The organism is Phormidium tenue FACHB-1052 (genome assembly GCF_014696675.1).
GTDB lineage: Bacteria > Cyanobacteriota > Cyanobacteriia > Phormidesmidales > Phormidesmidaceae > Nodosilinea > Nodosilinea tenuis_A.
Window position 1 is genome coordinate 612,287 of sequence record NZ_JACJQN010000001.1, and the last position, 20,230, is coordinate 632,516.

The window sequence follows — 20,230 nt, forward strand, 5'->3', positions numbered from 1 at the left end:
AAGTTGCGATTCGCACAGAATGCCCGATCCCTGACTGCGCCTTAACATACCCGGCCTTTCAAGCATGCGACACAGTAGTGCCAAAACCATGGGCCAAAAAAGTCACCACCTCTGCCCAGGCCGCGTCAGTAGCAGCAGGGTCGTAGCGGTAGCCATCGTCGCGCATAAAGGTGTGATTGGCCGGGTAAATCAGGGGTCTATGGTCAACGCCCGCTGTGGCCAGGGCACTGAGAATCGTTTCGCGACCCTCAGCAGGCACGTGGGGATCTTGATCCCCAAAGATCAGGAGCAGCCGGGCGGTGATGTTGCTCAGGCGCTCCAGGGTGTCGGCCCGGTCTTTGCCCAACTTGCCGCTGTGAATGCCGGTCGGATAGCAGCACACCGCCGCCCTGACAGCAGGGTTTAGCGCCGCCCGACAGGCCAAATGGCCCCCGATGCAAAACCCCACTACCCCCAGTTGTCCAGGGGCGACGGCGTCTGAGGTCTGAAGCCAGTGCAGCGCTGCGATCGCATCGGCATCGTACTGGGCAACCGCCGTCCGGCTAGCAGCATCATTACCCCGCAGACGACCCAGGTCATTCGGTTCAATCACGGTGCCAAGGGGCTCTAGGCGATGGAAGATCTCTGGAGCCGCTACGACGTAGCCATATCCGGCCAGGCGATCGGCCAGGCGCAGAATTGGCCCGCCTAGCTGATAAATATCTGAGTAAAACAAAATGCCGGGATACTGACCAGGTACGACGGGCTCCGCCACATAGAGCCGCATCAGGCTATCATCCACGGTCAAACCCACCTCGCGGCGTTTAATCTGCATTAGATCTCCTTGAGAAGCACAACTTAGGATTTGGCCAAGCTGAGTTTGATGGGAGTAAGGGAGTGGGGGGTGGGGGGTAGGGAGCAAAACCACAACGAGGTTTCCGCCTTTGTCTGCTCCCGACCCCATCTGAACCCTTTCACTCCCTACCCCCTACCCCTCACTCATCCACCCATCCACCGCTATGGTGAAGGATGATTTAATCAACAAGCGGTTACGCAGAACACAAGCACTGGCATGACAACATTTTTTGCCCCCAATCCTGACCTGCAAACCTCCCTGGAAGGAGTGTTAGAGCAGGTGCGGGCCGAGTTTGCGCTGACGCCGACTCAAATTGCTGTGACCTGGGTGGTCTATGACCGGCCCTACCTCGTCAATACTGGCGGGGCCTTGAGTGCCGATGATTTTTGGCAACGCCGTCCTCGGGGAGCCAGCTACCGGGGGGTTGAGCTGGTTTACCCGGCCAGTGTGGTGAAACTGTTTTACCTGGTAGCTGCCCACGAGTGGGTAGAGCAGGGCATGATTCCGACGACGACAGAGCTAGATCGGGCACTCAAAGACATGATTGTCGACTCTAGCAATGACGCGACTTCTCTAGTTGTCGATCTGCTCAGCGGCACAACCAGCGGCCCGGAGCTGCCCCCTGGCCCCTTTGAAACCTGGTGTTACCAGCGCAACATTATCAACCGCTTCTTTCAGTCGTTGCCGTGGCCTGAGTTGGTGGGGGTCAACCTGAATCAAAAGCCCTGGGGCGATGGCCCCTACGGTCGCGAGCGGACTTTTGTGGGCGAGCATTACGAGAATCGCAACCGGCTCACCACCGATGCCACGGCCCGGTTGATGCACAGCATTGCGGGCGGAGTGGCGGTGTCGGCGGCGCGATCGCAGACCATGCTCTCCCTGATGGCGCGCCACCAACCCACTACCCTGCCAGAACCCGGCGAAGAAGACCAGTTCACCGGCTTTTTGGGAGAAGGCCTACCCCAGGGTACTCGGCTCTATTCAAAAGCGGGATATACCAGCAAGGTGCGCCACGACGCCGCCTACTTTGAGCTACCCAGCGGCGAACCCGGTCTGTTAGTAGCGTTTATCGAAAGCTCTGGGCACAGCAAAAATCGACAAATTTTACCTCGGTTGGCCAGTCTCATAGTTCAGCATATGGTGGTCAGTCCGTAGAGTTAGAGCCAATGTTCCAAGATACGGATCGTCCTTCGGTATTGATCTGCCTTAATGTAGAGTCGCGTCTATCCAAAGTAGGTGCAGAATGTTGTCAACATGGCCTCGCTCCTAGGCTGGAGATGGTACAATTCAGCCAATTTCAGAGGCACATGTGGTGTGTGAATCTGTAGCGACGGGAATGGTTTTAACTTTCCTGAATCTCACTACGGCAATGCGATTTTAAGAGCGATTAATCATTGGCATTTAGCCGATGAGCCTGACTGTTAAAAATCTGAGGAGTGAACGAATCATGGCGTATCTCAAGCAAGTTTCCCTGGCTCTAAGCTTGGCGGCTGTAGCCGGTATGGCAGCCCCGGCCTTGGCCCACAACCACTTGGCCGAGCTAGAGCTGGCCCAAAACACTTTAGCTGAAACAGTCGAAAGCTCTACTGAAGCAACCGCTGAGCCTGTTGTCGCTGACGAAGCCACCACCGCTGAAGTGCCCGCTGCATCTGAAGTGCCTGTTGTTGAGGCGATCGCCCCCGTGGAGCCCATGGAGTCTGACGCCAGCCTGCTAGCTCTACCCGAGGCTGCGTCGCTAACCGCTGACCAAAGCCTGTTCGAAACCGCCGATATTGAGTCGGCTCTGACGGCGGCCACCATTGAAACCACTCCCGCCGCTAGCGATTCTATTGACCTAGCCCAGAGCACCCGCGCCGCCTACGAAATCTCCCCCGCTTACCTGGGCGTGGGCGGCAACATCGGCATCGGCAACCGCGACAACAGCGCGCTGTCTAGCTTTGGTTTCAACGTCATCAGCAAAATTTCCCTTGGGCCTCGCTTCTCGGTACGGCCTGGGGCTACCATTACCAACAGCCGGTCAAGCTTTACTATTCCAGTGACCTACAACTTCAGCACCTTGAGCTACAACGGGTTTCGTGCCCAGCCCTATGTTGGAGCCGGGGTCGAAATTCCGACCAGTGGCGATGTGGGCCTGCTGATCAATGCTGGGGCTGACGTACCCATCTCCCGCGACTTTACCTTTAACGCCGTAGGCAACTTCCGAGTCACCAGCGGCTTTGCTCTGGGTATCTCCCTGGGTGTTGGCTACAACTTCCCCTTCATCTTTGAATAGATTGAGGGATAAATTACCCGTCTGCCCATGCCTCTGAGGCAACGGTAGCCACTTATAAGGGGATCGTGTTTAGGCTCGATCCCCTTTCTTATAAAGCTGCTGACCAGGGCTGAATCGCGCGACTGACCTGGGCATTCTGAAGGCACGATTCAGGGTGCGACGATGGCAGAACAGTCCATGGCCTGGGCCAGCGTGCTCCAGGCATTTCAGCAAATTTGGGGCTACAGCGACTTTCGACCGCCCCAGGATGCGATCGTTAGAGCCTTACTCAATCGTCAAGATATTTTGGTCGTGCTGCCCACCGGCGGCGGAAAATCGGTGTGTTTTCAGCTACCGGCGCTGCTGCAATCGGGCCTAACGCTGGTGGTGTCGCCCCTAGTGGCGCTGATGGAAAACCAGGTGCAAGAGCTACACGACAAAGCCCTGCCCGCTGCCACCCTCCACAGTCAGCTGCCGCCGCCCGTCCGCCACCGCACCCTCAGGGTGTTAGAACGGCAAGAATTGCGGCTGCTCTACGTTTCGCCTGAGACCTTGCTCAGCCCGCCCGTTTGGGAGCGGCTTTGCCAACCAAAACTCCGACTCAACGGCCTCATCTTGGATGAGGCTCACTGCCTCGTTCAGTGGGGAGAGACCTTTCGTCCTGCCTATCGCCGCCTGGGGACAGTGCGAAAAGCGCTGCTAGACTGCCGCCCGGCTGGCAGCACCTTACCCATTGCGGCCTTTACTGCCACCGCTGACCCTGCGGCCCAAACCGTTCTGCATGAAGTGCTACAGCTTCAGTCGCCCCAGGTGGTGCGGCTTAACCCCCACCGTCCTAACTTAGATCTGCGGGTGAAGGCTGTGGTCAGCGAGGGCCAGCGTAAGGGCGTGTTGAAGCGCTACCTTGAGCAGCACCCTAACCAGGCGGGGTTAGTTTACGTGCGCACTCGCAAAGACAGCGAGGCGATCGCCCAGCAGTTGGGCGATCGCTATCGAGTCGCGCCCTACCACGCCGGGTTGAGCAGCCGCGATCGCCGCCAGATCGAGGCTGACTGGATGGCCGACAAGCTCCAGTTCGTGGTCTGCACTTCGGCCTTTGGCATGGGGATCAGCAAGTCCAATACCCGCTGGGTGGTGCATTACCAGGCCCCCTGCACCATTACTGAGTACGTGCAGGAGGTGGGGAGAGCCGGGCGCGATGGCAATGCCGCTGAGGCGCTGACTTTGGTAAGTGAGCCGACGGGCTGGCTGGAACCGGGCGATCGCCAGCGAGCCAAATTCTTTGAGGCCCAAACCCAGGCCCTACAGCAAAAGGCCCAGCGCCTGGTGAGCCAAATTCCGCCCGAGGGAGACGTACGCGACATTAGCCAGCAGTTTGAGCACGGAGCCATCTCCCTGTCGTGGCTGCACAGCGTCGGCCAGTTAGAGTGGGTGAGCCCGTTTCAATACCAGCTTAATGACCGGCCAGGACAACCGGCAAAATTGCAGGCGTCAGCCAGCCAGCAGATGCATCAGTTCCTCCACAGCCGTCACTGTCGCTGGCAGGCTCTGCTGGTAGCCTTTGGTTTTCGCAGCGAGGCGCAGCGCTTGGGGGGATGTGGTCACTGCGACAACTGTCATTCCCCGGCCAAAGCTCGTCGGCCTGCCGCGAACTAATTGTGAATTTCCACCGTCTTTAGGCCATGCACAAACTGATACCTGCCTGCGATCGCGATCGGCAAGATCAGCAATTTGAGAGTTAACACCCCAGATTTTTCTATAGTTTTTGTTACCGTTAGGTATCAGATTTTCAAGTTTTGCGTTTGATTATTTCAGATAACTCCCGTAGCATGGCGAGGATACCCACACGGTCTCTATGAACATTCTTTTGGTTTATCCCCGCTTTCCTCAAAGCTTTTGGTCGTTTGACAAAACGCTAGAGCTAGTTGGGCTGAAGGCGCAACTGCCCCCCTTAGGACTAGTGACCGTAGCGGCAATTTTGCCCCAAACTTGGGACTACAAGCTGGTAGACCGCAACGTGCGGGAAGTGCATGAAGACGAGTGGCGCTGGGCCGACATTGTCATCATCTCGGCGATGATCGTCCACCGCGTAGACTTTTTAGACGCCGTACAGACCGCTAAGCGCTACGGCAAGCTAGTGGCGGTGGGTGGCCCCTACCCCACCGCTATCCCCCAAGAATCTGAAGCCGCTGGGGCCGACTTTTTAATTTTGGACGAAGGGGAAATCACCCTGCCCATGTTTGTTGAGGCAGTGGAACGGGGCGACCAGCGCGGCACTTTCCGCTCCGGCGGTGAAAAGCCCGATGTCACCGGCACCCCCGTGCCCCGCTACGACCTGCTCGAGATGGATGCCTACGCCGAGATGTCGGTGCAGTTCTCGCGCGGCTGCCCCTTCCAGTGCGAATTTTGCGACATCATTGTGCTCTACGGTCGCAAGCCCCGCACCAAAGCCCCCGAGCAGCTACTGGCCGAGCTGCAATGCCTCTACGACCTGGGCTGGCGGCGCAGCATCTTCATGGTCGATGACAACTTCATCGGCAACAAGCGCAACGTCAAACTCCTACTCAAGGCCATGAAACCCTGGATGGAGGAGCACGGTTATCCCTTCTCCTTTGCCACTGAGGCCTCTGTGGATCTGGCTCAAGATCCAGAGCTGATGCAGATGATGGTCGACTGCAACTTCGGCACCGTCTTTTTGGGCATCGAAACCCCCGACGACGACAGCCTCAACATGACCAAAAAATTCCAGAACATGCGCGACCCCCTTTCGGAGTCGGTGATCTCCATTGCCCAAGCGGGGCTGCGGGTGATGGCCGGGCTGATCGTCGGCTTCGACGGCGAAAAATCTGGGGCCGGTCGGCGCATCTACGAATTTGTGGAGCAGACCGCCATTCCCACCGCGCTGGTGAGCATGCTGCAAGCCTTGCCCGACACGGCCCTGTCTCACCGTTTAGAGAAAGAAGGCCGCCTGCTGAGCAAAAGCGCCGACATCAACCAGACCACCCTGATGAACTTTGTGCCCACCCGGCCCATCGAAGAAATCACCGAAGAGTACATCCAGGTGTTTTGGGATCTCTACGACCCGCTGACGGTGCTCAACCGCACGTTTCGCCACTTCTTGATGCTGGGCGAGGCCCAAAAGCGCAACTACAAAAACCGCACCGTCTCCGCTGGCGCTCCCGACATCAACTGGGTCACCATTCGCGCCTTTTTGATTGTGGTGTGGCGGCAGGGCGTGCTGCGCAAGACCCGTCTGCGATTTTGGATCAACCTGGCCATCATGCTATGGCGCTATCCAGCGGTAGCTGCCAACTACATATCGGTGTGTGCCCAGGCTGAGCACTTCATCGACTTCCGCCAGCTTGTGCGGCAGAACATTGAGGAACAGCTGGCGGCTTACCTAGAAGCTAAGCAACTCACCGATCAGACAGCGGCAGCCGCCGCATCGGTTGAATCTGTTGCTGTGCCTGTCAGCTAGATTTAGCCCTAGTGCCACGTAAGGAAAATTCATTGCAAATGGCCGAGGGGTTTTAGCCTCTCGGCCATTTTTTGGCACGGGTTAAGGGGTAGTCACAACCTCTGTCTAAAAATGGAAAAGACGCTACTGATGGATTGGCCCTAATGATGCCGCATCCATCAGGCACGATCGCCGCCACTGTTGATAGGCCCGTTGATAGTCAGCCCAGGCTTTCAGCTCGCCATCGGGGCCTTCGTAGCGGTGCTTAAACTGCTCCCAGCAAACTTTTTCCATGGGGCCGCTCCTAATCAGAAAGGGCTGATTTAGAAAGTTTTGGATCCTAATTTGATGATGACAGAAACCTTAGAGCTGGGGTTGACCTTGCAACACAACTTGAACTTCTGAGCAGTACAACTTAGAGACTCTAAATTGAGAATCAGACTTTGTGAAGCAAGGAATTTCTAGATTTAGCGCTATGTCTACAGAATGTTGATTGCTAGACACTACATCTGAAGATAATCAGTTATGATGAACGACCATTGGGGCAATCTACTCGGCCCAGGCGAGAATCTGCCGATGCATGCGGGTTTCTACCTCTGGGTTTGGGCAACGCGCCGATCTACGTATGTACTCTCTTGCTAGCAAAAGGCTGATCCCATGGTTCAAGAACTTCCCCGTACCCGGTCACAGGGGCCATTCCCTGAGGCAGCTCCGGCGGCGTTTCCTGTGTTTTATCGCACCTACAGCCGTCGGGGCGAGGTGGTAGAGGGGCAGCGCGAAACCTGGGATCAGGTGTGCGATCGCACCCTAGCGGGCCTGATTGAACTCGGCAACCTCACAGACGAAGAAGCCGCCCTACTCAACCGCATGCAGCGCCAAGTCAAGGCACTACCTTCTGGCCGCTGGCTGTGGGTGGGCGGCACCGACTGGAGCAAGCAGCCCGAGAACTTTTCTGGAGCCTACAACTGCACCAGCACCGACGTGGTTGACTGGCGCGCCTTCGGCCTGATGATGGATCTGGCCATGATGGGCTGCGGCACCGGGGCAATTCTCGAACCCAAGTACATCAATCAAATCCCTGTCATTCGCAACCGCCTAATCGTCACCATGGCGGGCGACATCGGCGAAACTCCCGTGGCCGATCGCCGTGAAGTTACCGACGTTGCGATCGAGGGCAACCAGGTGGCTATTCGCGTCGGCGACAGCCGCCAGGGCTGGGTGAAGTCCTACGAAACGCTGCTTGAGCTGTCTACCGATGAGCGCTTCACTGGGGAAGTCCAGGTCACCATCGACCTGCGCGACGTGCGCCCCGCAGGCGAAAAGCTCAAAGGCTTTGGCGGCGTGGCCAACCCCGTGCGCCTATCCCTGCTCTACGATCGCTGCGCCAGCATTCTCAACAAAGCTCTGGGTCGCCAGCTCAGCTCGGTCGAGTGCTGCCTGCTGATCGACGAAGCTGCCGCCTGCGTGGTAGCGGGCAACATTCGCCGCAGCGCGGGCATGCGCCAGTTTGACAGCAACGATGAATTGGCCGCCAGCGCCAAAGACAACCTCTGGCAGCAAGACGCCGAGGGCAACTGGCGCATCGACCCCGAGCGCGACGTGCTGCGCATGGCCAACCACACCCGCGTCTTCCACACTAAGCCCAGCCTGCAAGACTGCATCGATTCGGTCCGCAAGCAGTTTTATTCGGGCGAAGGCGCAATCCAGTGGGCGGGGGAAGCGAAAAAGCGAGCGGGCGGAGACGATCGCTACGGCTTGAATCCGTGCGTCACGGCTGACACCTGGGTACATACTGGCGATGGGCCACGGCAGGTAAAAGACTTAATAGGTCAACAGCACAGCACTTACGTCAACGGAGAGCTATTTAGCACTACCCCTGAAGGCTTTTTCTACTCGGGAACCAAGTCAGTCCTGAAGCTCGTGACCCAGGAAGGTCAGACCCTGCGACTAACCGGCAACCATCGCGTGCTGAAGGTGACAGCCCAAACTCAAAAAGCTCAGTATACGGAATGGGTCGCTGCGGACACCCTTCAGCCTGGCGATCGCGTCATGTTGCACAACCATCGGGACTTGCAGCCATGGGACGGCCCAGGTAATGCTGAATCTGGTTGGCTGTTGGGAAACCTAGTGGGCGATGGCAGCTTGGCCGAAACCCAGTGGAATGACGCGGCGCTCCTTAGATTCTGGGGCGATTCCCAGGAGGAAATGAGTGAGCATGCGATCGCTCTATTGACCACTAACGTCGGCTATGAGCGTCGAACAGCCTCGGCGCACTACCACACCCAACTTAAGCATCGAGTGGTTAACTCTGCTGGCCTGGCTAGATTAGCAGCTAAATTTGGCATTGCCCCACGACAAAAAGCCGTTACAACTGCGATTGAACAGGGTAGTTATGAGTTCTACCGGGGCTTTTTGCGAGGCCTTTTTGACGCCGACGGTAGTGTTCAGGGGCATCAGACCAAAGGTGTCAGCGTTCGCCTGGCCCAAAGTAACCTGACTAACCTAGAAGCCGTGCAACGGATGCTAGGTCGCCTGGGCATTGTAGCGACGATTGACCAAGAGCGACGGCCCGAGGGCCATCGGCTGCTGCCCGATACCAATCGTGAGCCCGCCTCCTACTTCTGCCAATCCCAGCATGAGTTAGTGATTGCCAATGATAACCTGCAAGTCTTTGAGAGCCTAGTTGGTTTTCGGGAACCATTCAAATCTGCCAGGCTAACCGACTTACTTGCCAACTACAAACGCCGCCCCAACCGGGAACGGTTCACGGCGACTGTAGCTACCATCGTGCCCGATGGCGTAGAAGCGGTTTACGACTGCACCGTACCGGGGCCAAATCGATTTGATGCCAATGGCTTTGTCGCTCACAACTGTGGTGAGATCCTGGGGGCCAACTTCCACTGCAATCTGGCGGAAGTACACCTCAACCAGCTCGATCCGACGAACTTAAAGGATCAGGAAGACGCCTTCACCGCAGCGGCCCTGTCTGTAGCGGTGCTGCTCAACCACCAGTTCAACGAGCCCCGCTACCAGAAGTCGCGCCTGGAAGACCCGATCGTCGGTGTCTCCTTCACCGGTCTGTTTGACTTCTTCGTAATTGCCTTTGGGGTCGAGTGGCTGCGCTGGTGGGAAGCCGGTCGCCCCAACACCATGCAGGGGCTTGACTTCAAAGCCAGGGAGGAAGAATTTCTGACTCGGTGGAAGGATATTGTGCACCGGGTGGTGGGGGAATATTGCGATCGCCATAACCTGGTGCGCCCCAACCGCTGCACTACGGTACAGCCAGCGGGCACCAAATCGCTGCTCACGGGCGCTAGCCCCGGCTGGCACCCCCCCAAGGCCCAGCGCTTCATTCGCCGCATCACCTTCCGCAAAAATGACCCGGTGGCGATGGCCTGCATCGACTACGGCTACTCCATCGTGCCCTCTCAGTCGGACAAGGACGAGAACGGCGGGTTGCTTGACGATCCCTTTGATCCCCGCTGCACCGAGTGGCTGGTGGAAATTCCGGTCGAGGTGCTGTGGGCCAACCTGCCCGGTGCCGACGAAATCGCCATTGAGAAATTCTCGGCGGCGGCGCAGTTTGACTTTTACATGCAGGTGCAGAAGCACTACACCACCCACAACACCTCCGCCACCATCGAGTTTCGCGAACCCGAGCTAGAGGATCTGGCCGAGCGCATCTACCAAACCATCCAAAACGACGAAGGCTACATTTCCGCCGCCCTGCTAGCCCGGTTTGACGACCTGCAAACCTTCCCCCGCCTGCCCTTCGAGCCCATCGACAAGGCCACATTCGAAGCCCTCAAGCAGCAAGTAGAAGCGCGGCGCGGCACCGAAAACTTCCACTCTGCCCTATCGCGCTACGACGCTGGCGAGCTGATCGAAGCTGGCCCCGCTGGCTGCGACTCCGACAAGTGCATGATGCCGGAGAAAAAGCCTGACTAGATTGGCCAGTTGAGACTAGGAAGATAGCGAAAGGGGTTCCTGAACAGTGCAGGAACCCCTTTTTTCTTGGTTTTATAGCGATCGTCCATGCTTCTGACGCGGCACTCCCGACGACAAAATCTATTTCTAGAGCAAATCCTGCTTATCTATCCCCGATTACCTAGAGGTGCATTGCAGCTATCAAAGCGATCAGGACGTTGCCGGACGGGGGTATGGCCGCGTAGGCAGAGCCGCGCCCTTAGCGCTATACACCCTACGGTTCTCAAGAATCTTGCCCCCCCTACCCCCTACTCCCTACCCCCCATGGTGGGGCTCAACATGGGGAATCAGCGAATGGGGCTTCTCCAGCCCATGGGCTTCCATCAGCGCCCGATCGCCCATGATCTGGTGGGGGCAGCCGTCGGCAATGATATGACCCTCGTCGATCAGAATGACGCGATCGCACACCTCCAGCACAAACTCCAGATCGTGGGAGGAGATCAGCACGGTCTCGGTGGAGTTTTGCAGAAAGCGAATCAGGCGGCGGCGGGTGCGCAGGTCGAGGCTGGCGGTGGGTTCATCGTAGAGAATGATCTGGGGGGTCATGGCCAGCAGCCCGGCGATCGCCACCATTTGCTTTTCGCCCCCCGACAGGTGGTGGGGCAGGCGATCGAGCAGGTGGGTGATACCTGCCATATCTGCGGCCTGGACGACGCGGGCCTTCACCTCAGCCGGGTCGAGGCCCATGTTTTGGGGACCAAAGGCCAGGTCGTCGCGCACCGACGCAGAAAATAGCTGATCGTCTGGGTCTTGGAAGAGCAGACCGACTTCCGGGCGAAACTGGCCGGGCTTAAGGGGTTCGCCAAACAGGTGAATGGTTCCGGCGGCGGGGGTGAGCACGCCGCACAGCAGCATAAACAGCGTGGTCTTGCCGCAGCCGTTGTGGCCAATAATGCCGACGCGATCGCCCTCACCAATCGTCAGCGAAATATTCCCCAGCACCTCAGGCTGGTCGGGGTAGCCAAAGCAGAGGTCGCGAGCCGCGATCGCCTCTCGCTGAGGCTTTTGGGCCAGGGCTAAGGGGTCAAACCCAGTCGAAATCGAATTCATCATCGGCGTATCCATCACAGGCGCAACAGTCCTTCAGCGATTACTAGACTCACCGCCGCCGTCAGCACCGCCGCCGCCAGCATCCAACTTAGGGTGCCGGGCTGCGCCGCCGCACTCTGGCCCACCACCACCTTGCCGCCGTAGCCATAGCCCCGCAGCCGCATGGCCCGGTAGACCCGGTCAGACTGCTCGTAGCTGCGAATCAGTAGATTGCCCGCTAACATCGCTAGCTGCTGCATCATTTGACCGTTGATCTGTAGCCAGCGCTGCCGCCGCTGGCCAAAGCCCCGCAGCCGCATGGCCTGCTGCATGGTGGCCAGCATGGCGGCAATTTCAAACAGGTAGCGATAGGAGAGCAGCGTCATATCCGCCAAGATGGTGGGCAGACCGAGCGATCGCATCGCGTTGAGCAGGGTCAAAAACGGCGTCGTCCCCAGCAAAATAAACCCCAGGGTCAAAATCGACAAAAACCGCCCCACAATCAGCAGCGTCGCCATCAGACCCTCCTGGCGCAGGGTCAGCCAACCCCACTGGCCCAGCACCGTATCGCCCACCGTCAGCGGCAGCACCACCACCAGGCCCAAAATGAATAGCCCCGGATAGCTCAGCCGCTGCCGCAAAAACGCCACCGGCAGCCCCGAAAGCCCGTACAGCGTCGCCGCCAGCCCCAGCATCCAGGGCACCAGGGTCAACTGTCGCACCATGGCAAAGGCAAACATTAGCGCCACCAGGCTGACCAGCTTCAGCCGGGGTGACCAGCGGTGAATCACCGACTCGCGATGGATATAGGTATCGAGGTTAGCGGCTCCCATGGTGGCTTAACCCTCCAGCAGCTCGGGCTTCACCCGGCGCAAAAACAGCACCAGCATGGTCGTAAACATACCTTCAATGATGGCCAGGGGCACGTGACCTACCGACAGCGTCAGCACCGCCGCTTGCTCCGCTCCCGCATTCAGCTCAGCGGGAATGTTAAAGATAATCAGCGCCAAAAAGATCAGGGCGGCGATCCCCAGGCCCAAGGCACCGCCCAGAAACGCAAATACGCCCGTGCGAGTCGGCTCGGCCAGGGGCTTACCCAACGAATTGCGCAGCTGAAAGATGTGGTAAGCCAACAACGCCGGAATGCCCATCATCGCTGCATTCACCCCCAGGGTGGTAATGCCGCCGTGGCCAATCACCAGCGCCTGAAAAAATAGGCCAATCAGAATGGCCGGAAAGGCAAAGTAGCCCAACACCACCCCCAGCAGCCCGTTCAAAATTAGGTGCACACTGGCAGGCGGCACCGGAATATAAATAGACGAGGCCACAAAAAACGCCGCCGTCAACAGCGACGCCTTCGGAATTTCGGCAGTGGGGTCGGACTTCCGGTTAATTTGCCGCAGGGAATACCAGGTGGCTAAACCGGTAATCGCATACCCCGCTGCGCAGACCTGGGCGGGTAAGATTCCGTCGGGAATGTGCACTAGCGCTTGCCTCTGGCAAAAAATAGAGCGGTGCCAATAAAGCCCCAGATTACAGAGCCAATAGTAATGCCCTGCTGCACTGGGGATAGGCCAGTACTAGGAGAGATTAAAGAATTGGGCTCTGCTTCCGCCTCTGTCCCAGGGTTAGAAGCGGAGTTCTCAGAAGCCGGATCCGCTACCGGAATGGTGGTCACAACCCCATGCCCCGCCTGGCGAACCATCACCTCCCATCTGCCGGGCTGGGTGGTGTCTGGGGTAAAGCTGAATTTTCCCTGGTCATCGGTGGTGCCTTGCTGCCAGGGTTCGGTGGGGTTATCTGGAGCGTAGACCAACACCTGGGCCTGGGCCATAGGCTCACCGGTTTCAAATTGAGCGCTGATTTCAACAGAACTGACCTGACGATGCTCCACCGTCAAGCCATGGGCGATCGCCGGTAGCGCCCAGCCAGCCCAGCCTAAGGTCAATGCCAATATCAGGTTTAGTCTCATAGGGTAGTCAGCTTAGTTTCTGCACAATGGCCTTCGCCCACGTGGCCTAGACTCGGCAACATGCTTAAAAGCGTAGTGTAGTCGGCCTCAGAAAGTTCTGCTTGAAGAGCGGCGCTATCGACATCGACCACGCCATTTTCGGCCAGGGCTGCCAGGGGCTCAAAACCCAAAGCATCCGTGTTAATGCTGTCATCAGCGGGGGCATCGCCGTCGCCAAACAGGTGGTCAAAGTGGAAGGTAGCTTCTAAATCAGCCGCTTCGCCAGCAGTGAGAATGCCCTTGCGATCGTCGCCCACAAAGTCGCCGCAGGCAAAGGCCAACTCTTCATTCACCTTGACGGTAAAGGGGATCGCTTCGCCCTCCTTGGTGGCCGTGCCCTGCATCCAGATTGAATAGCCCTTTGAGGGGCCGCTTTCGGCAGGCACCATGCGCCAGGCCAGGGCGTTAAAGCGTCCCGCTGGGGCTTCTACCTCACTTACCGCGACGGGCTCAGCCGCTTCATTGCCCTCCGCCAGATCGACCACTTGGGTGCCGTCTACCTTGACCTCGGCCTTGGCCTCTAGGGTATCGCCCGCCTCAGGGTCAAAGGGAGGGTCAGTCTGGGCAGCGGTGATATCGGCCAGAGACACGTAGAGGTTGTCAAACTCGATCGCCCAGCCGTCTTTGGTGGTAAACCCCTGGCGCACAAAATCTTCGCCATTGGCGCGAATCACCAGGGTGCCGCTTTCACCCTCGGCGCTGGCAGGTTCGGTGGATTCGGCCTCAGGTGCGGTGGCATTAGGGCTTTCGCCACCGCAGCTAGCCAGCACGCCCAAGGCCAAATAGCCCAACGCACTAATCTTGAGAGCTTTAAAGAAATCGCGTTGCATGGTACCTAAGAAAATTGAATGGCTCAACGCCAGGGGGCAGTCGTTGGGAGCCAGGCTCTGTCTCACCACGTCCCAACCTGTTTACTTAACCCTGAGCCTCCTAAAACGCGCAATGCCCAGGGGGGGCACCTATATTTCGCGCTGGTTTTCCCAAACCGCTAAAACGGTAGGATGAGGGCAGCCCCCTGGGCCTCATCTACCAACCTGAGAATCCGATGTACGACGTGATTGTTGTAGGGGCTGGCCCCGCCGGAGCATCGACCGCCTACCACCTGGCCAAGCAGGGGCACTCGGTGCTAATCGTAGAAAAGGATTCGCTACCCCGCTACAAGCCCTGTAGCGGTGCAGTATCACCCAGCGTGGCAGAATTTTTTGACTTTGACTTTGCCCCGGCGATCGATCGCCCCATGCGCCGGGTGCGCTACACCTACAAACTCGGCGACCCCATCGAAGCCGAACTCGCCACCGCCGACCCGATCTGGATGGTGAAACGCGAGGTGTTTGACCACTTTTTGGTGCAGCAAGCGCAAAAGCAGGGGGCACAGCTCAAGGATGGTACAGCCGTCACCGGCATTGAGAATAAGGGCGACTACTGGCAGGTAACCACTGCGGATGGAACACTGGAAGCGGCTTACCTGGTGGCCGCCGACGGCGCTACTGGCCCCATGGCCAAATGGCTGGGCTTCCCCGACCTAACCCTGCGCACCGCCAGCGTGTTAGAAGTGCTTACCCCTCTGGGGGATGACTGCGCCATCAACTTTGAGTTTGGCCTCGTCAAGCAGGGTTGCGCGTGGAACTTCCCTAAAGCAGAGGGCTACTCGATTGGGGCAGCCACCTTCTTGGGCCAGGCTCCGACAGACTATAGAAAAGCTTTAGAAAAATACAGCCAGTCCTTTGGGGTCAGCCTTGACCAGGGCACAGTATACAGCCACCCGCTGAAGCTGTGGGATGGCAATCATCCTCTACACACCCATCGGGCGGTGCTGGTGGGCGAAGCCGCTGCCATTGTCGATCCGCTCAGTGCCGAAGGCATTCGCCCCGGCATGATCAGTGGGGTGCGGGCCGCCGAGGCGATTCACGCGGCATTGGGCGGCGACACTCAAGCCCTAGCCAACTACACCGCCACCATGCACGCCACCTGGGGCGAAGATATGCCCTGGGCCAGGCGCATTGCCGGGCTGTTCTTTCGCGTGCCGGGGATCGGTTACCGGGTGGGAATTAAGCGCCCTACAGCCACGCAGCGACTGGGGCAGATTTTGGCTGGAGAAGTGCGTTACGCCGATATCGCTGGCCGAGTGATGAAGCGGCTGAGTGGAGGCCTATTGTCAGGGTAGACAGGGATGGGGCTTGCCTAACTAAAACGTATTGGCGTTGTCATTACGATCTAGCTATGATTTCAAGGTATGGACGTTTACTTCGTACTCAATGGGGTTTCCTTTGTCTGGAATGATGACAAAGCTCAGGTTAACCCTCAAAAGCATGACGGTGTGACGTTTCAACAGGCTGCGCAAGTATTCTTTGACCCCTTGCTGGTGGTAGTTGATGCCAGCCGTAACGATGAAGCACGGGATGCCGTCATCGGTTTAGATACGCGTTGGAACCTTCTATACGTTGTCTACATTGAGCGAGAAAACGACACCATTCGGATTATTTCGGCGCGAAAGGCGACACGAACGGAGCGTGAATACTATGAAAGCTGACGCTTTGAAGAAACGGCTAGACAGAAACCGGCCTATGACAACAATCACCATTCGCATGCCTGAAGATGTGATTGAAGACCTCAAGCGGATTGCCCCTCTGCTCGGTTTTTCTGGGTATCAGCCTTTAGCCCGGGCTTATATTGGTCAAGGGCTGCGTGTCGATTTAGAGCGACTTGAAGGAGGTCATATATCTGAGCTAATTGCAAGCTTGAGGCGGCATGGTGTTAGTGATGAAGTGCTGCAAGAGGCTCTTCGAGAAGTGATGGAACCTGTGGCTAATGGGCTGAGCGAGCCCTAAGCCTTAATTTTTGTCCCTTAGGGCCTAGGTTTCCCCAAGTGGCGGTACCAACGGGCGAGTCGGTGGGGATCAACACCGAGTAGGTAGGCAGCGATCATGGCTTGATTTGCCAGAGTGGTGCGCAGAATGCCCAGGGTGCGCCAGCGACGATCGCTCGTCAACACGGCGCTAGGGGCGATCGCCACCCTTCCCACCTTTCGCAGCCGCCGCACCAGCTCAAAGTCTTCCATCATCGGCAAATTGGGGAAGCCACCCATTTTGTCAAAGACCTCGGCGCTTAGAAATATCCCCTGATCGCCGTAGGGCATTTGCAGAAGGCGCGATCGCAGATTCACCCCCCACTCTACCCAGCGCAGGCCATGGCCAGGGCCATCGATGGCGAGGCGAAAGGCTCCGGCAACCACTCCCGGTTGGGCCAGAGTTTGTCGAATGGTGCGATCGAACCCTTCGGACAAACGAGTATCGGCGTGGAGAAACAGCAGAATTTCGCCAGTGGCCGCAGCGGCCCCCGCGTTGAGCTGGCGCGATCGCCCCGGCACAGACTCGATGACCTTCATCCCCAGATCTTTGGCCACCGCTACGGTCTGATCCTCACTGCCGCCGTCAACCACCACCACCTCTACCCCGGTCGCCCTTGGGAGAGTGGCCAGGGTCTGCGGCAGAGTTCTAGCCTCATTGAGGGTAGGAATAATGACTGAGACGAGAGGCAATGTCATCGCTAAAGCCCAAGCCAGGAAGTAGTGCAGGGAGCCCAATGTAGCTGACCCCAGGGGCAATTCCTATGAAAAATCCCTGAATGGTTGTTGAGCAGCGGCGGGCTCTAAAACTGGTCAAAGATGTAGTTGTCGGCATACTGAAGGGCGCGATCGCACTCAGCCTGGCAGCGCACCGTCCAGGCCAGCAAGGGCAGGTTAAAGTAGCAGCGGGCCAGGGTGGTAGGTAGCGTCGGCAGCGCCTTAACGTTGTAAGAAATAAAATGCGGAGAACTGGCCCAAGTGAGCAGCAGGTTGCTGCGCAAAAATTGCTGCGGTTTGCTGGCTAGCTGCCCGCGAATAATGTCGGGAGCATGGCGCTTAAACCACTGGAGCGATCGCGGGTTAAACGACTGCACCGCAAACTCCCCCCGGTAGCCCGCCAGAGTTTTCACCAAAGCCTGCTCGGGGCGACCAACCTTTTTCTCATTTTTGATCTCAATGAGCAGGGGCACTCGACCATCGACACAGGCCAGCATTGCGGCCAGCGAGGGGATGGTCTGCTCGGTGTCATAGAGGCGAAACTGCTTGAGGCTCTGGAGGTTGTGGTGGGCAATGCGGCCCTTGTGGCCCGTCAGCCGCTTTAGGTCGCGATCGTGGAACACAACTAGATTGCCATCGGCCAATAGCTGCACATCAAGCTCAATGGGATGATGAGCTGCGATCGCCGCCTCAAAGGCCGCCAGCGAATTTTCTGGCACCGCTGTCCCCTGGTGCAGGCCCCGGTGGGCAATGGGTCGGGTCGTTATCCACTCCATCGCTGGCCTCTCCTAGGCTGATAAGCTGAGCAATGTCCTAAACTGGGCGGTCAAGCTATATCAAGACTAAACAGTACAATCCAGCAGAGACCCGCGCCAGCCCCATTTACTTACCCCCCCTTAACTCTTTCCTGCTCACGCCCCCATCTCCCCCGCTCCCTATTTCCCCCATTCTCCCAATGCCCGTCGATACCTGGTTTCCCCTCGCCGTCTACTACACCGACCTGCCCGATGCGGCCCAGCACAAAGCGGCTCTCTCCGAAGCCATTTTTGACCTAGAAGCCAACGGCAGCGAGCCCCGCAACTTTCCCGAAATGGCCTGGACGGGCGACCTGCACGGCGTCGAAAAAGTTCACACCGATCCCCGGTTTAGCTGGGTGGTCGCCCAAGTCGAAACCCATGTGGTGAACTACCTCACCGAGCTAGGCCTTGACCTCAGCCAGATCGATCTCTACATTCAGCGGGCCTGGCCTGTGGTGTCGCGCCCCCAGCAGGAAGTCGGTGCCCACTGCCACAACACCGCCCACGTCAGCGCCGTGTATTACGTTGCCGTGCCCGAGTCAGGCACTGATGCCGCTGGCTGCCTCACCTTTTTAGATGACGCCCGCCCCAACGAGGTCAGCCCCGGCCTCGGCAGCGAAAACACCGACATCATCTCTACCTGGAACTACCTCAACCAAGATCAAGCCCTCTACCTGCCCACCGAAGGGCGGCTGATTGTCTTTCCCGCCAAACAGCGCCACGGGGTAACGCCCAACCACACCGACGAGCTGCGCCTGTCACTCTCGTTCGACATTGTGCTCACCGCCGCACCGGGGCAAGCCGCCGGGGCCTACGAATTTCTCATGCCGCCCCCGGTTCAGTGGCAACGGTTTGGTCAGATTTCCTAACGGTAGAATTTCCCAACACGTTAGGAGGTGAGCTGAATGCACATCCGCGAAGATGACCTGACCGGGCCGCAGATCATCGCCCTGCTGCGCGAACATCTGCAAAACATGTATGAGATCACGCCCCCCGGCAGCGTTCACGCGCTGGATTTGGAGCGGTTGAGGACACCAAACATCACCTTCTGGACAGCCTGGGATGGGGATGACCTGCTGGGCTGTGGCGCACTGAAGGAACTCGACCCCACCAGCGGCGAAATCAAGTCGATGCGTACACCCGCAGTTCACCGCCGCAAGGGCATCGCCTCTAGCATTTTGGAACACATTATTGATGTGGCTCAGCAGCGCGGCTACACCCACCTGTATCTGGAAACCGGCGCTTTCCCCGCTTTTGCCCCGGCCCGCACCCTGTACGAGCGCTACGGCTTTGAATATCGAGGCCCCTTTGGCGACTACACCGACGACCCCAACAGCTCATTTATGCAGAAAAGTCTTTAACGCCAGCGTCTAAAGATTAAGTTCTTATCAGCGTAGAGTTGAGCCGTACTCAGGCTGCTGCTTGCCGTTGAAGGGCAACTTCAATCTCGGCTTGGTGGGTACTGGCGTAGAGCCAAGCGTTGGTTAAGCCTGCGGCGGTGAGGTCAGGATAGTCTTCTAAAAGAAAAGCTTCGGTTGCGCCCTGCTGGCGGAGGCTGACTAGCAGCCAGATGGGAATGCGGGTTTGGCGAATGCAGGCATCGCTGCCCATTACGCCAGGAGTTTTCTCAATGCCAACCCAGGTACCGCTAAGGCTAGAGACCAGCAGTTGAAAAACTTGGGCTTTCTCCTGGGGCGAAAGCGCCAGTAGTTTGGTTTGGAGTTTATCAAGGGTCATGGTTGTGGGCTCCACACCATCAGCTTGCAAAAGATTTCAGCTAAGACTAGTGAATATAGGTTGGGTGGCGCAATCGCAGAATTCAACAAGACAGTAGCTCTGGCAGTGCGACGGGGATGTCGGGTTCCACCTCATTGCATCCAACCTACAAAGCTCTTGCGAATAGCGATTCAACAAAGAAATGATCGTTAAACAATGATAGAAATAAATATGCAATCAACTTAATCTTCTAATAGAGTTAAAGTCATGGGTAAAATAACTTAGCCAAATTCCAGCAAACTGATTATTCAGGAATGTTATGACTTATCACAGGGCTGCATTGCCCCTATTCGATACGACGTTGCCATTAATCATCTAAAAATCAAATATGGCATGTCAGAAAAAGAAGTAATGGATGGTCTTGACCTCTTAAAATCACAAGGCAAGCTAAAGAGCGATACCTTTCTAGACTTCAAGCTGACGCAATTGGGAATCAATACAGTCAAAAGAACAAGAAGCATATAAATCATAGGGTTTTGCTTTATGCTAAAGGTTGAGTGAAGCAGAGTAAAATCCAACACAAAA

20 protein-coding genes are annotated in these 20,230 nt (G+C 57.4%); 10 read left to right on the forward strand and 10 right to left on the reverse strand.

Translation table 11 applies throughout. The features are described 5' to 3' along the window. Positions 1-58 precede the first annotated feature (58 nt). On the reverse strand, positions 59-814 hold the full coding sequence (locus tag H6G07_RS02800) for a dienelactone hydrolase family protein (protein WP_073606529.1): 756 nt from the start codon (positions 812-814) through the stop codon (positions 59-61). Positions 815-1,051: 237 nt separating this feature from the next. Here H6G07_RS02800 and H6G07_RS02805 point away from each other — a divergent pair, with 237 nt between their 5' ends. The 4 genes from H6G07_RS02805 (at position 1,052) to H6G07_RS02820 (ending at position 6,564) form a co-directional block, all read left to right on the forward strand. Continuing rightward, on the forward strand, positions 1,052-1,990 hold the full coding sequence (locus H6G07_RS02805; RefSeq protein ID WP_073606528.1) for a serine hydrolase: 939 nt from the start codon (positions 1,052-1,054) through the stop codon (positions 1,988-1,990). A 292-nt stretch (positions 1,991-2,282) separates the two neighbouring features. Then, positions 2,283-3,107 (forward strand): porin family protein, encoded by an 825-nt coding sequence (locus H6G07_RS02810; protein WP_073606527.1) that lies wholly within the window; start codon positions 2,283-2,285, stop codon positions 3,105-3,107. A 162-nt stretch (positions 3,108-3,269) separates the two neighbouring features. Continuing rightward, the gene (locus tag H6G07_RS02815) at positions 3,270-4,742 is read left to right on the forward strand and encodes a RecQ family ATP-dependent DNA helicase (RefSeq protein ID WP_073606526.1); all 1,473 of its coding nucleotides are present in this window, start codon (positions 3,270-3,272) and stop codon (positions 4,740-4,742) included. A gap of 199 nt (positions 4,743-4,941) precedes the next feature. Then, positions 4,942-6,564, forward strand: coding sequence for a B12-binding domain-containing radical SAM protein (locus H6G07_RS02820; protein ID WP_073606525.1), 1,623 nt, complete (start codon positions 4,942-4,944; stop codon positions 6,562-6,564). 123 nt (positions 6,565-6,687) lie between these two features. On the opposite strand, the gene H6G07_RS02825 is transcribed toward H6G07_RS02820, so the two are convergent. Further along, positions 6,688-6,837, reverse strand: a complete 150-nt coding sequence (locus H6G07_RS02825; protein WP_171972928.1) for a hypothetical protein — start codon at positions 6,835-6,837, stop codon at positions 6,688-6,690. Between the two features lie 363 nt (positions 6,838-7,200). Between H6G07_RS02825 and nrdJ the strand changes: the two genes are divergently transcribed. Continuing rightward, complete coding sequence (gene nrdJ, locus H6G07_RS02830; protein WP_073606524.1) at positions 7,201-10,491, forward strand: ribonucleoside-triphosphate reductase, adenosylcobalamin-dependent; 3,291 nt, start codon at positions 7,201-7,203, stop codon at positions 10,489-10,491. A 294-nt stretch (positions 10,492-10,785) separates the two neighbouring features. Here nrdJ and H6G07_RS02835 read toward each other — a convergent pair whose 3' ends face one another. The 5 genes from H6G07_RS02835 to H6G07_RS02855 are packed head-to-tail and all read right to left on the reverse strand — an operon-like array spanning position 10,786 to position 14,400. Further along, complete coding sequence (locus tag H6G07_RS02835) at positions 10,786-11,580, reverse strand: energy-coupling factor ABC transporter ATP-binding protein (protein WP_073607015.1); 795 nt, start codon at positions 11,578-11,580, stop codon at positions 10,786-10,788. A 14-nt stretch (positions 11,581-11,594) separates the two neighbouring features. Then, entirely contained in the window at positions 11,595-12,392 is a 798-nt protein-coding gene (gene cbiQ, locus H6G07_RS02840; protein WP_073606523.1) for a cobalt ECF transporter T component CbiQ, read from the reverse strand. A 6-nt stretch (positions 12,393-12,398) separates the two neighbouring features. Further along, positions 12,399-13,043, reverse strand: a complete 645-nt coding sequence (gene cbiM / locus H6G07_RS02845) for a cobalt transporter CbiM (RefSeq protein ID WP_073606522.1) — start codon at positions 13,041-13,043, stop codon at positions 12,399-12,401. Then, positions 13,043-13,531 carry a carboxypeptidase-like regulatory domain-containing protein gene (locus H6G07_RS02850; protein ID WP_073606521.1) on the reverse strand — a complete coding sequence of 163 codons (489 nt, stop codon included), beginning with the start codon at positions 13,529-13,531 and terminating at the stop codon, positions 13,043-13,045. The genes cbiM and H6G07_RS02850 overlap by 1 nt, the downstream gene beginning before the upstream one ends. Beyond that, positions 13,528-14,400, reverse strand: a complete 873-nt coding sequence (locus H6G07_RS02855; protein WP_073606520.1) for a DUF4382 domain-containing protein — start codon at positions 14,398-14,400, stop codon at positions 13,528-13,530. The genes H6G07_RS02850 and H6G07_RS02855 overlap by 4 nt, the downstream gene beginning before the upstream one ends. A gap of 215 nt (positions 14,401-14,615) precedes the next feature. On the opposite strand from H6G07_RS02855, the gene H6G07_RS02860 reads away from it, so the two are divergent. The 3 genes from H6G07_RS02860 to H6G07_RS02870 all read left to right on the forward strand — a co-directional run bounded on the left by H6G07_RS02860 (position 14,616) and on the right by H6G07_RS02870 (position 16,398). Next, a complete protein-coding gene (locus H6G07_RS02860; protein ID WP_073606519.1) occupies positions 14,616-15,734 on the forward strand; it encodes a geranylgeranyl reductase family protein in 1,119 nt (372 codons plus the stop codon). 69 nt (positions 15,735-15,803) lie between these two features. Continuing rightward, positions 15,804-16,100, forward strand: a complete 297-nt coding sequence (locus H6G07_RS02865) for a BrnT family toxin (protein WP_073606518.1) — start codon at positions 15,804-15,806, stop codon at positions 16,098-16,100. A 34-nt stretch (positions 16,101-16,134) separates the two neighbouring features. Further along, the gene (locus H6G07_RS02870; protein WP_242026582.1) at positions 16,135-16,398 is read left to right on the forward strand and encodes a hypothetical protein; all 264 of its coding nucleotides are present in this window, start codon (positions 16,135-16,137) and stop codon (positions 16,396-16,398) included. Positions 16,399-16,415: 17 nt separating this feature from the next. On the opposite strand, the gene H6G07_RS02875 is transcribed toward H6G07_RS02870, so the two are convergent. Both H6G07_RS02875 and H6G07_RS02880 read right to left on the reverse strand, forming a co-directional pair. Next, positions 16,416-17,114 carry a TIGR04283 family arsenosugar biosynthesis glycosyltransferase gene (locus H6G07_RS02875; protein ID WP_073606516.1) on the reverse strand — a complete coding sequence of 233 codons (699 nt, stop codon included), beginning with the start codon at positions 17,112-17,114 and terminating at the stop codon, positions 16,416-16,418. 104 nt (positions 17,115-17,218) lie between these two features. Continuing rightward, a complete protein-coding gene (locus H6G07_RS02880; RefSeq protein ID WP_073606515.1) occupies positions 17,219-17,908 on the reverse strand; it encodes a glycerophosphodiester phosphodiesterase family protein in 690 nt (229 codons plus the stop codon). Between the two features lie 179 nt (positions 17,909-18,087). Here H6G07_RS02880 and H6G07_RS02885 point away from each other — a divergent pair, with 179 nt between their 5' ends. Both H6G07_RS02885 and H6G07_RS02890 read left to right on the forward strand, forming a co-directional pair. Beyond that, the gene (locus H6G07_RS02885) at positions 18,088-18,798 is read left to right on the forward strand and encodes a TIGR02466 family protein (protein WP_073606514.1); all 711 of its coding nucleotides are present in this window, start codon (positions 18,088-18,090) and stop codon (positions 18,796-18,798) included. 36 nt (positions 18,799-18,834) lie between these two features. After that, positions 18,835-19,290, forward strand: coding sequence for a GNAT family N-acetyltransferase (locus H6G07_RS02890; protein WP_073606513.1), 456 nt, complete (start codon positions 18,835-18,837; stop codon positions 19,288-19,290). Positions 19,291-19,339: 49 nt separating this feature from the next. Here the strand turns inward: H6G07_RS02890 and H6G07_RS02895 are convergent, their stop codons facing one another. After that, positions 19,340-19,666, reverse strand: a complete 327-nt coding sequence (locus H6G07_RS02895; RefSeq protein ID WP_073606512.1) for a DUF433 domain-containing protein — start codon at positions 19,664-19,666, stop codon at positions 19,340-19,342. Positions 19,667-20,230: the final 564 nt, after the last annotated feature.

Coding starts and splice junctions, on each gene's coding strand:
- H6G07_RS02800 (WP_073606529.1), bottom strand. CDS start 814: ATGCAGATTAAACGCCGCGAGGTGGGTTTGACCGTGGATGATAGCCTG.
- H6G07_RS02805 (WP_073606528.1), top strand. CDS start 1,052: ATGACAACATTTTTTGCCCCCAATCCTGACCTGCAAACCTCCCTGGAA.
- H6G07_RS02810 (WP_073606527.1), top strand. CDS start 2,283: ATGGCGTATCTCAAGCAAGTTTCCCTGGCTCTAAGCTTGGCGGCTGTA.
- H6G07_RS02815 (WP_073606526.1), top strand. CDS start 3,270: ATGGCAGAACAGTCCATGGCCTGGGCCAGCGTGCTCCAGGCATTTCAG.
- H6G07_RS02820 (WP_073606525.1), top strand. CDS start 4,942: ATGAACATTCTTTTGGTTTATCCCCGCTTTCCTCAAAGCTTTTGGTCG.
- H6G07_RS02825 (WP_171972928.1), bottom strand. CDS start 6,837: ATGGAAAAAGTTTGCTGGGAGCAGTTTAAGCACCGCTACGAAGGCCCC.
- nrdJ (WP_073606524.1), top strand. CDS start 7,201: ATGGTTCAAGAACTTCCCCGTACCCGGTCACAGGGGCCATTCCCTGAG.
- H6G07_RS02835 (WP_073607015.1), bottom strand. CDS start 11,580: ATGAATTCGATTTCGACTGGGTTTGACCCCTTAGCCCTGGCCCAAAAG.
- cbiQ (WP_073606523.1), bottom strand. CDS start 12,392: ATGGGAGCCGCTAACCTCGATACCTATATCCATCGCGAGTCGGTGATT.
- H6G07_RS02850 (WP_073606521.1), bottom strand. CDS start 13,531: ATGAGACTAAACCTGATATTGGCATTGACCTTAGGCTGGGCTGGCTGG.
- H6G07_RS02855 (WP_073606520.1), bottom strand. CDS start 14,400: ATGCAACGCGATTTCTTTAAAGCTCTCAAGATTAGTGCGTTGGGCTAT.
- H6G07_RS02860 (WP_073606519.1), top strand. CDS start 14,616: ATGTACGACGTGATTGTTGTAGGGGCTGGCCCCGCCGGAGCATCGACC.
- H6G07_RS02865 (WP_073606518.1), top strand. CDS start 15,804: ATGGACGTTTACTTCGTACTCAATGGGGTTTCCTTTGTCTGGAATGAT.
- H6G07_RS02870 (WP_242026582.1), top strand. CDS start 16,135: ATGACAACAATCACCATTCGCATGCCTGAAGATGTGATTGAAGACCTC.
- H6G07_RS02875 (WP_073606516.1), bottom strand. CDS start 17,114: ATGACATTGCCTCTCGTCTCAGTCATTATTCCTACCCTCAATGAGGCT.
- H6G07_RS02880 (WP_073606515.1), bottom strand. CDS start 17,908: ATGGAGTGGATAACGACCCGACCCATTGCCCACCGGGGCCTGCACCAG.
- H6G07_RS02885 (WP_073606514.1), top strand. CDS start 18,088: ATGCCCGTCGATACCTGGTTTCCCCTCGCCGTCTACTACACCGACCTG.
- H6G07_RS02890 (WP_073606513.1), top strand. CDS start 18,835: ATGCACATCCGCGAAGATGACCTGACCGGGCCGCAGATCATCGCCCTG.
- H6G07_RS02895 (WP_073606512.1), bottom strand. CDS start 19,666: ATGACCCTTGATAAACTCCAAACCAAACTACTGGCGCTTTCGCCCCAG.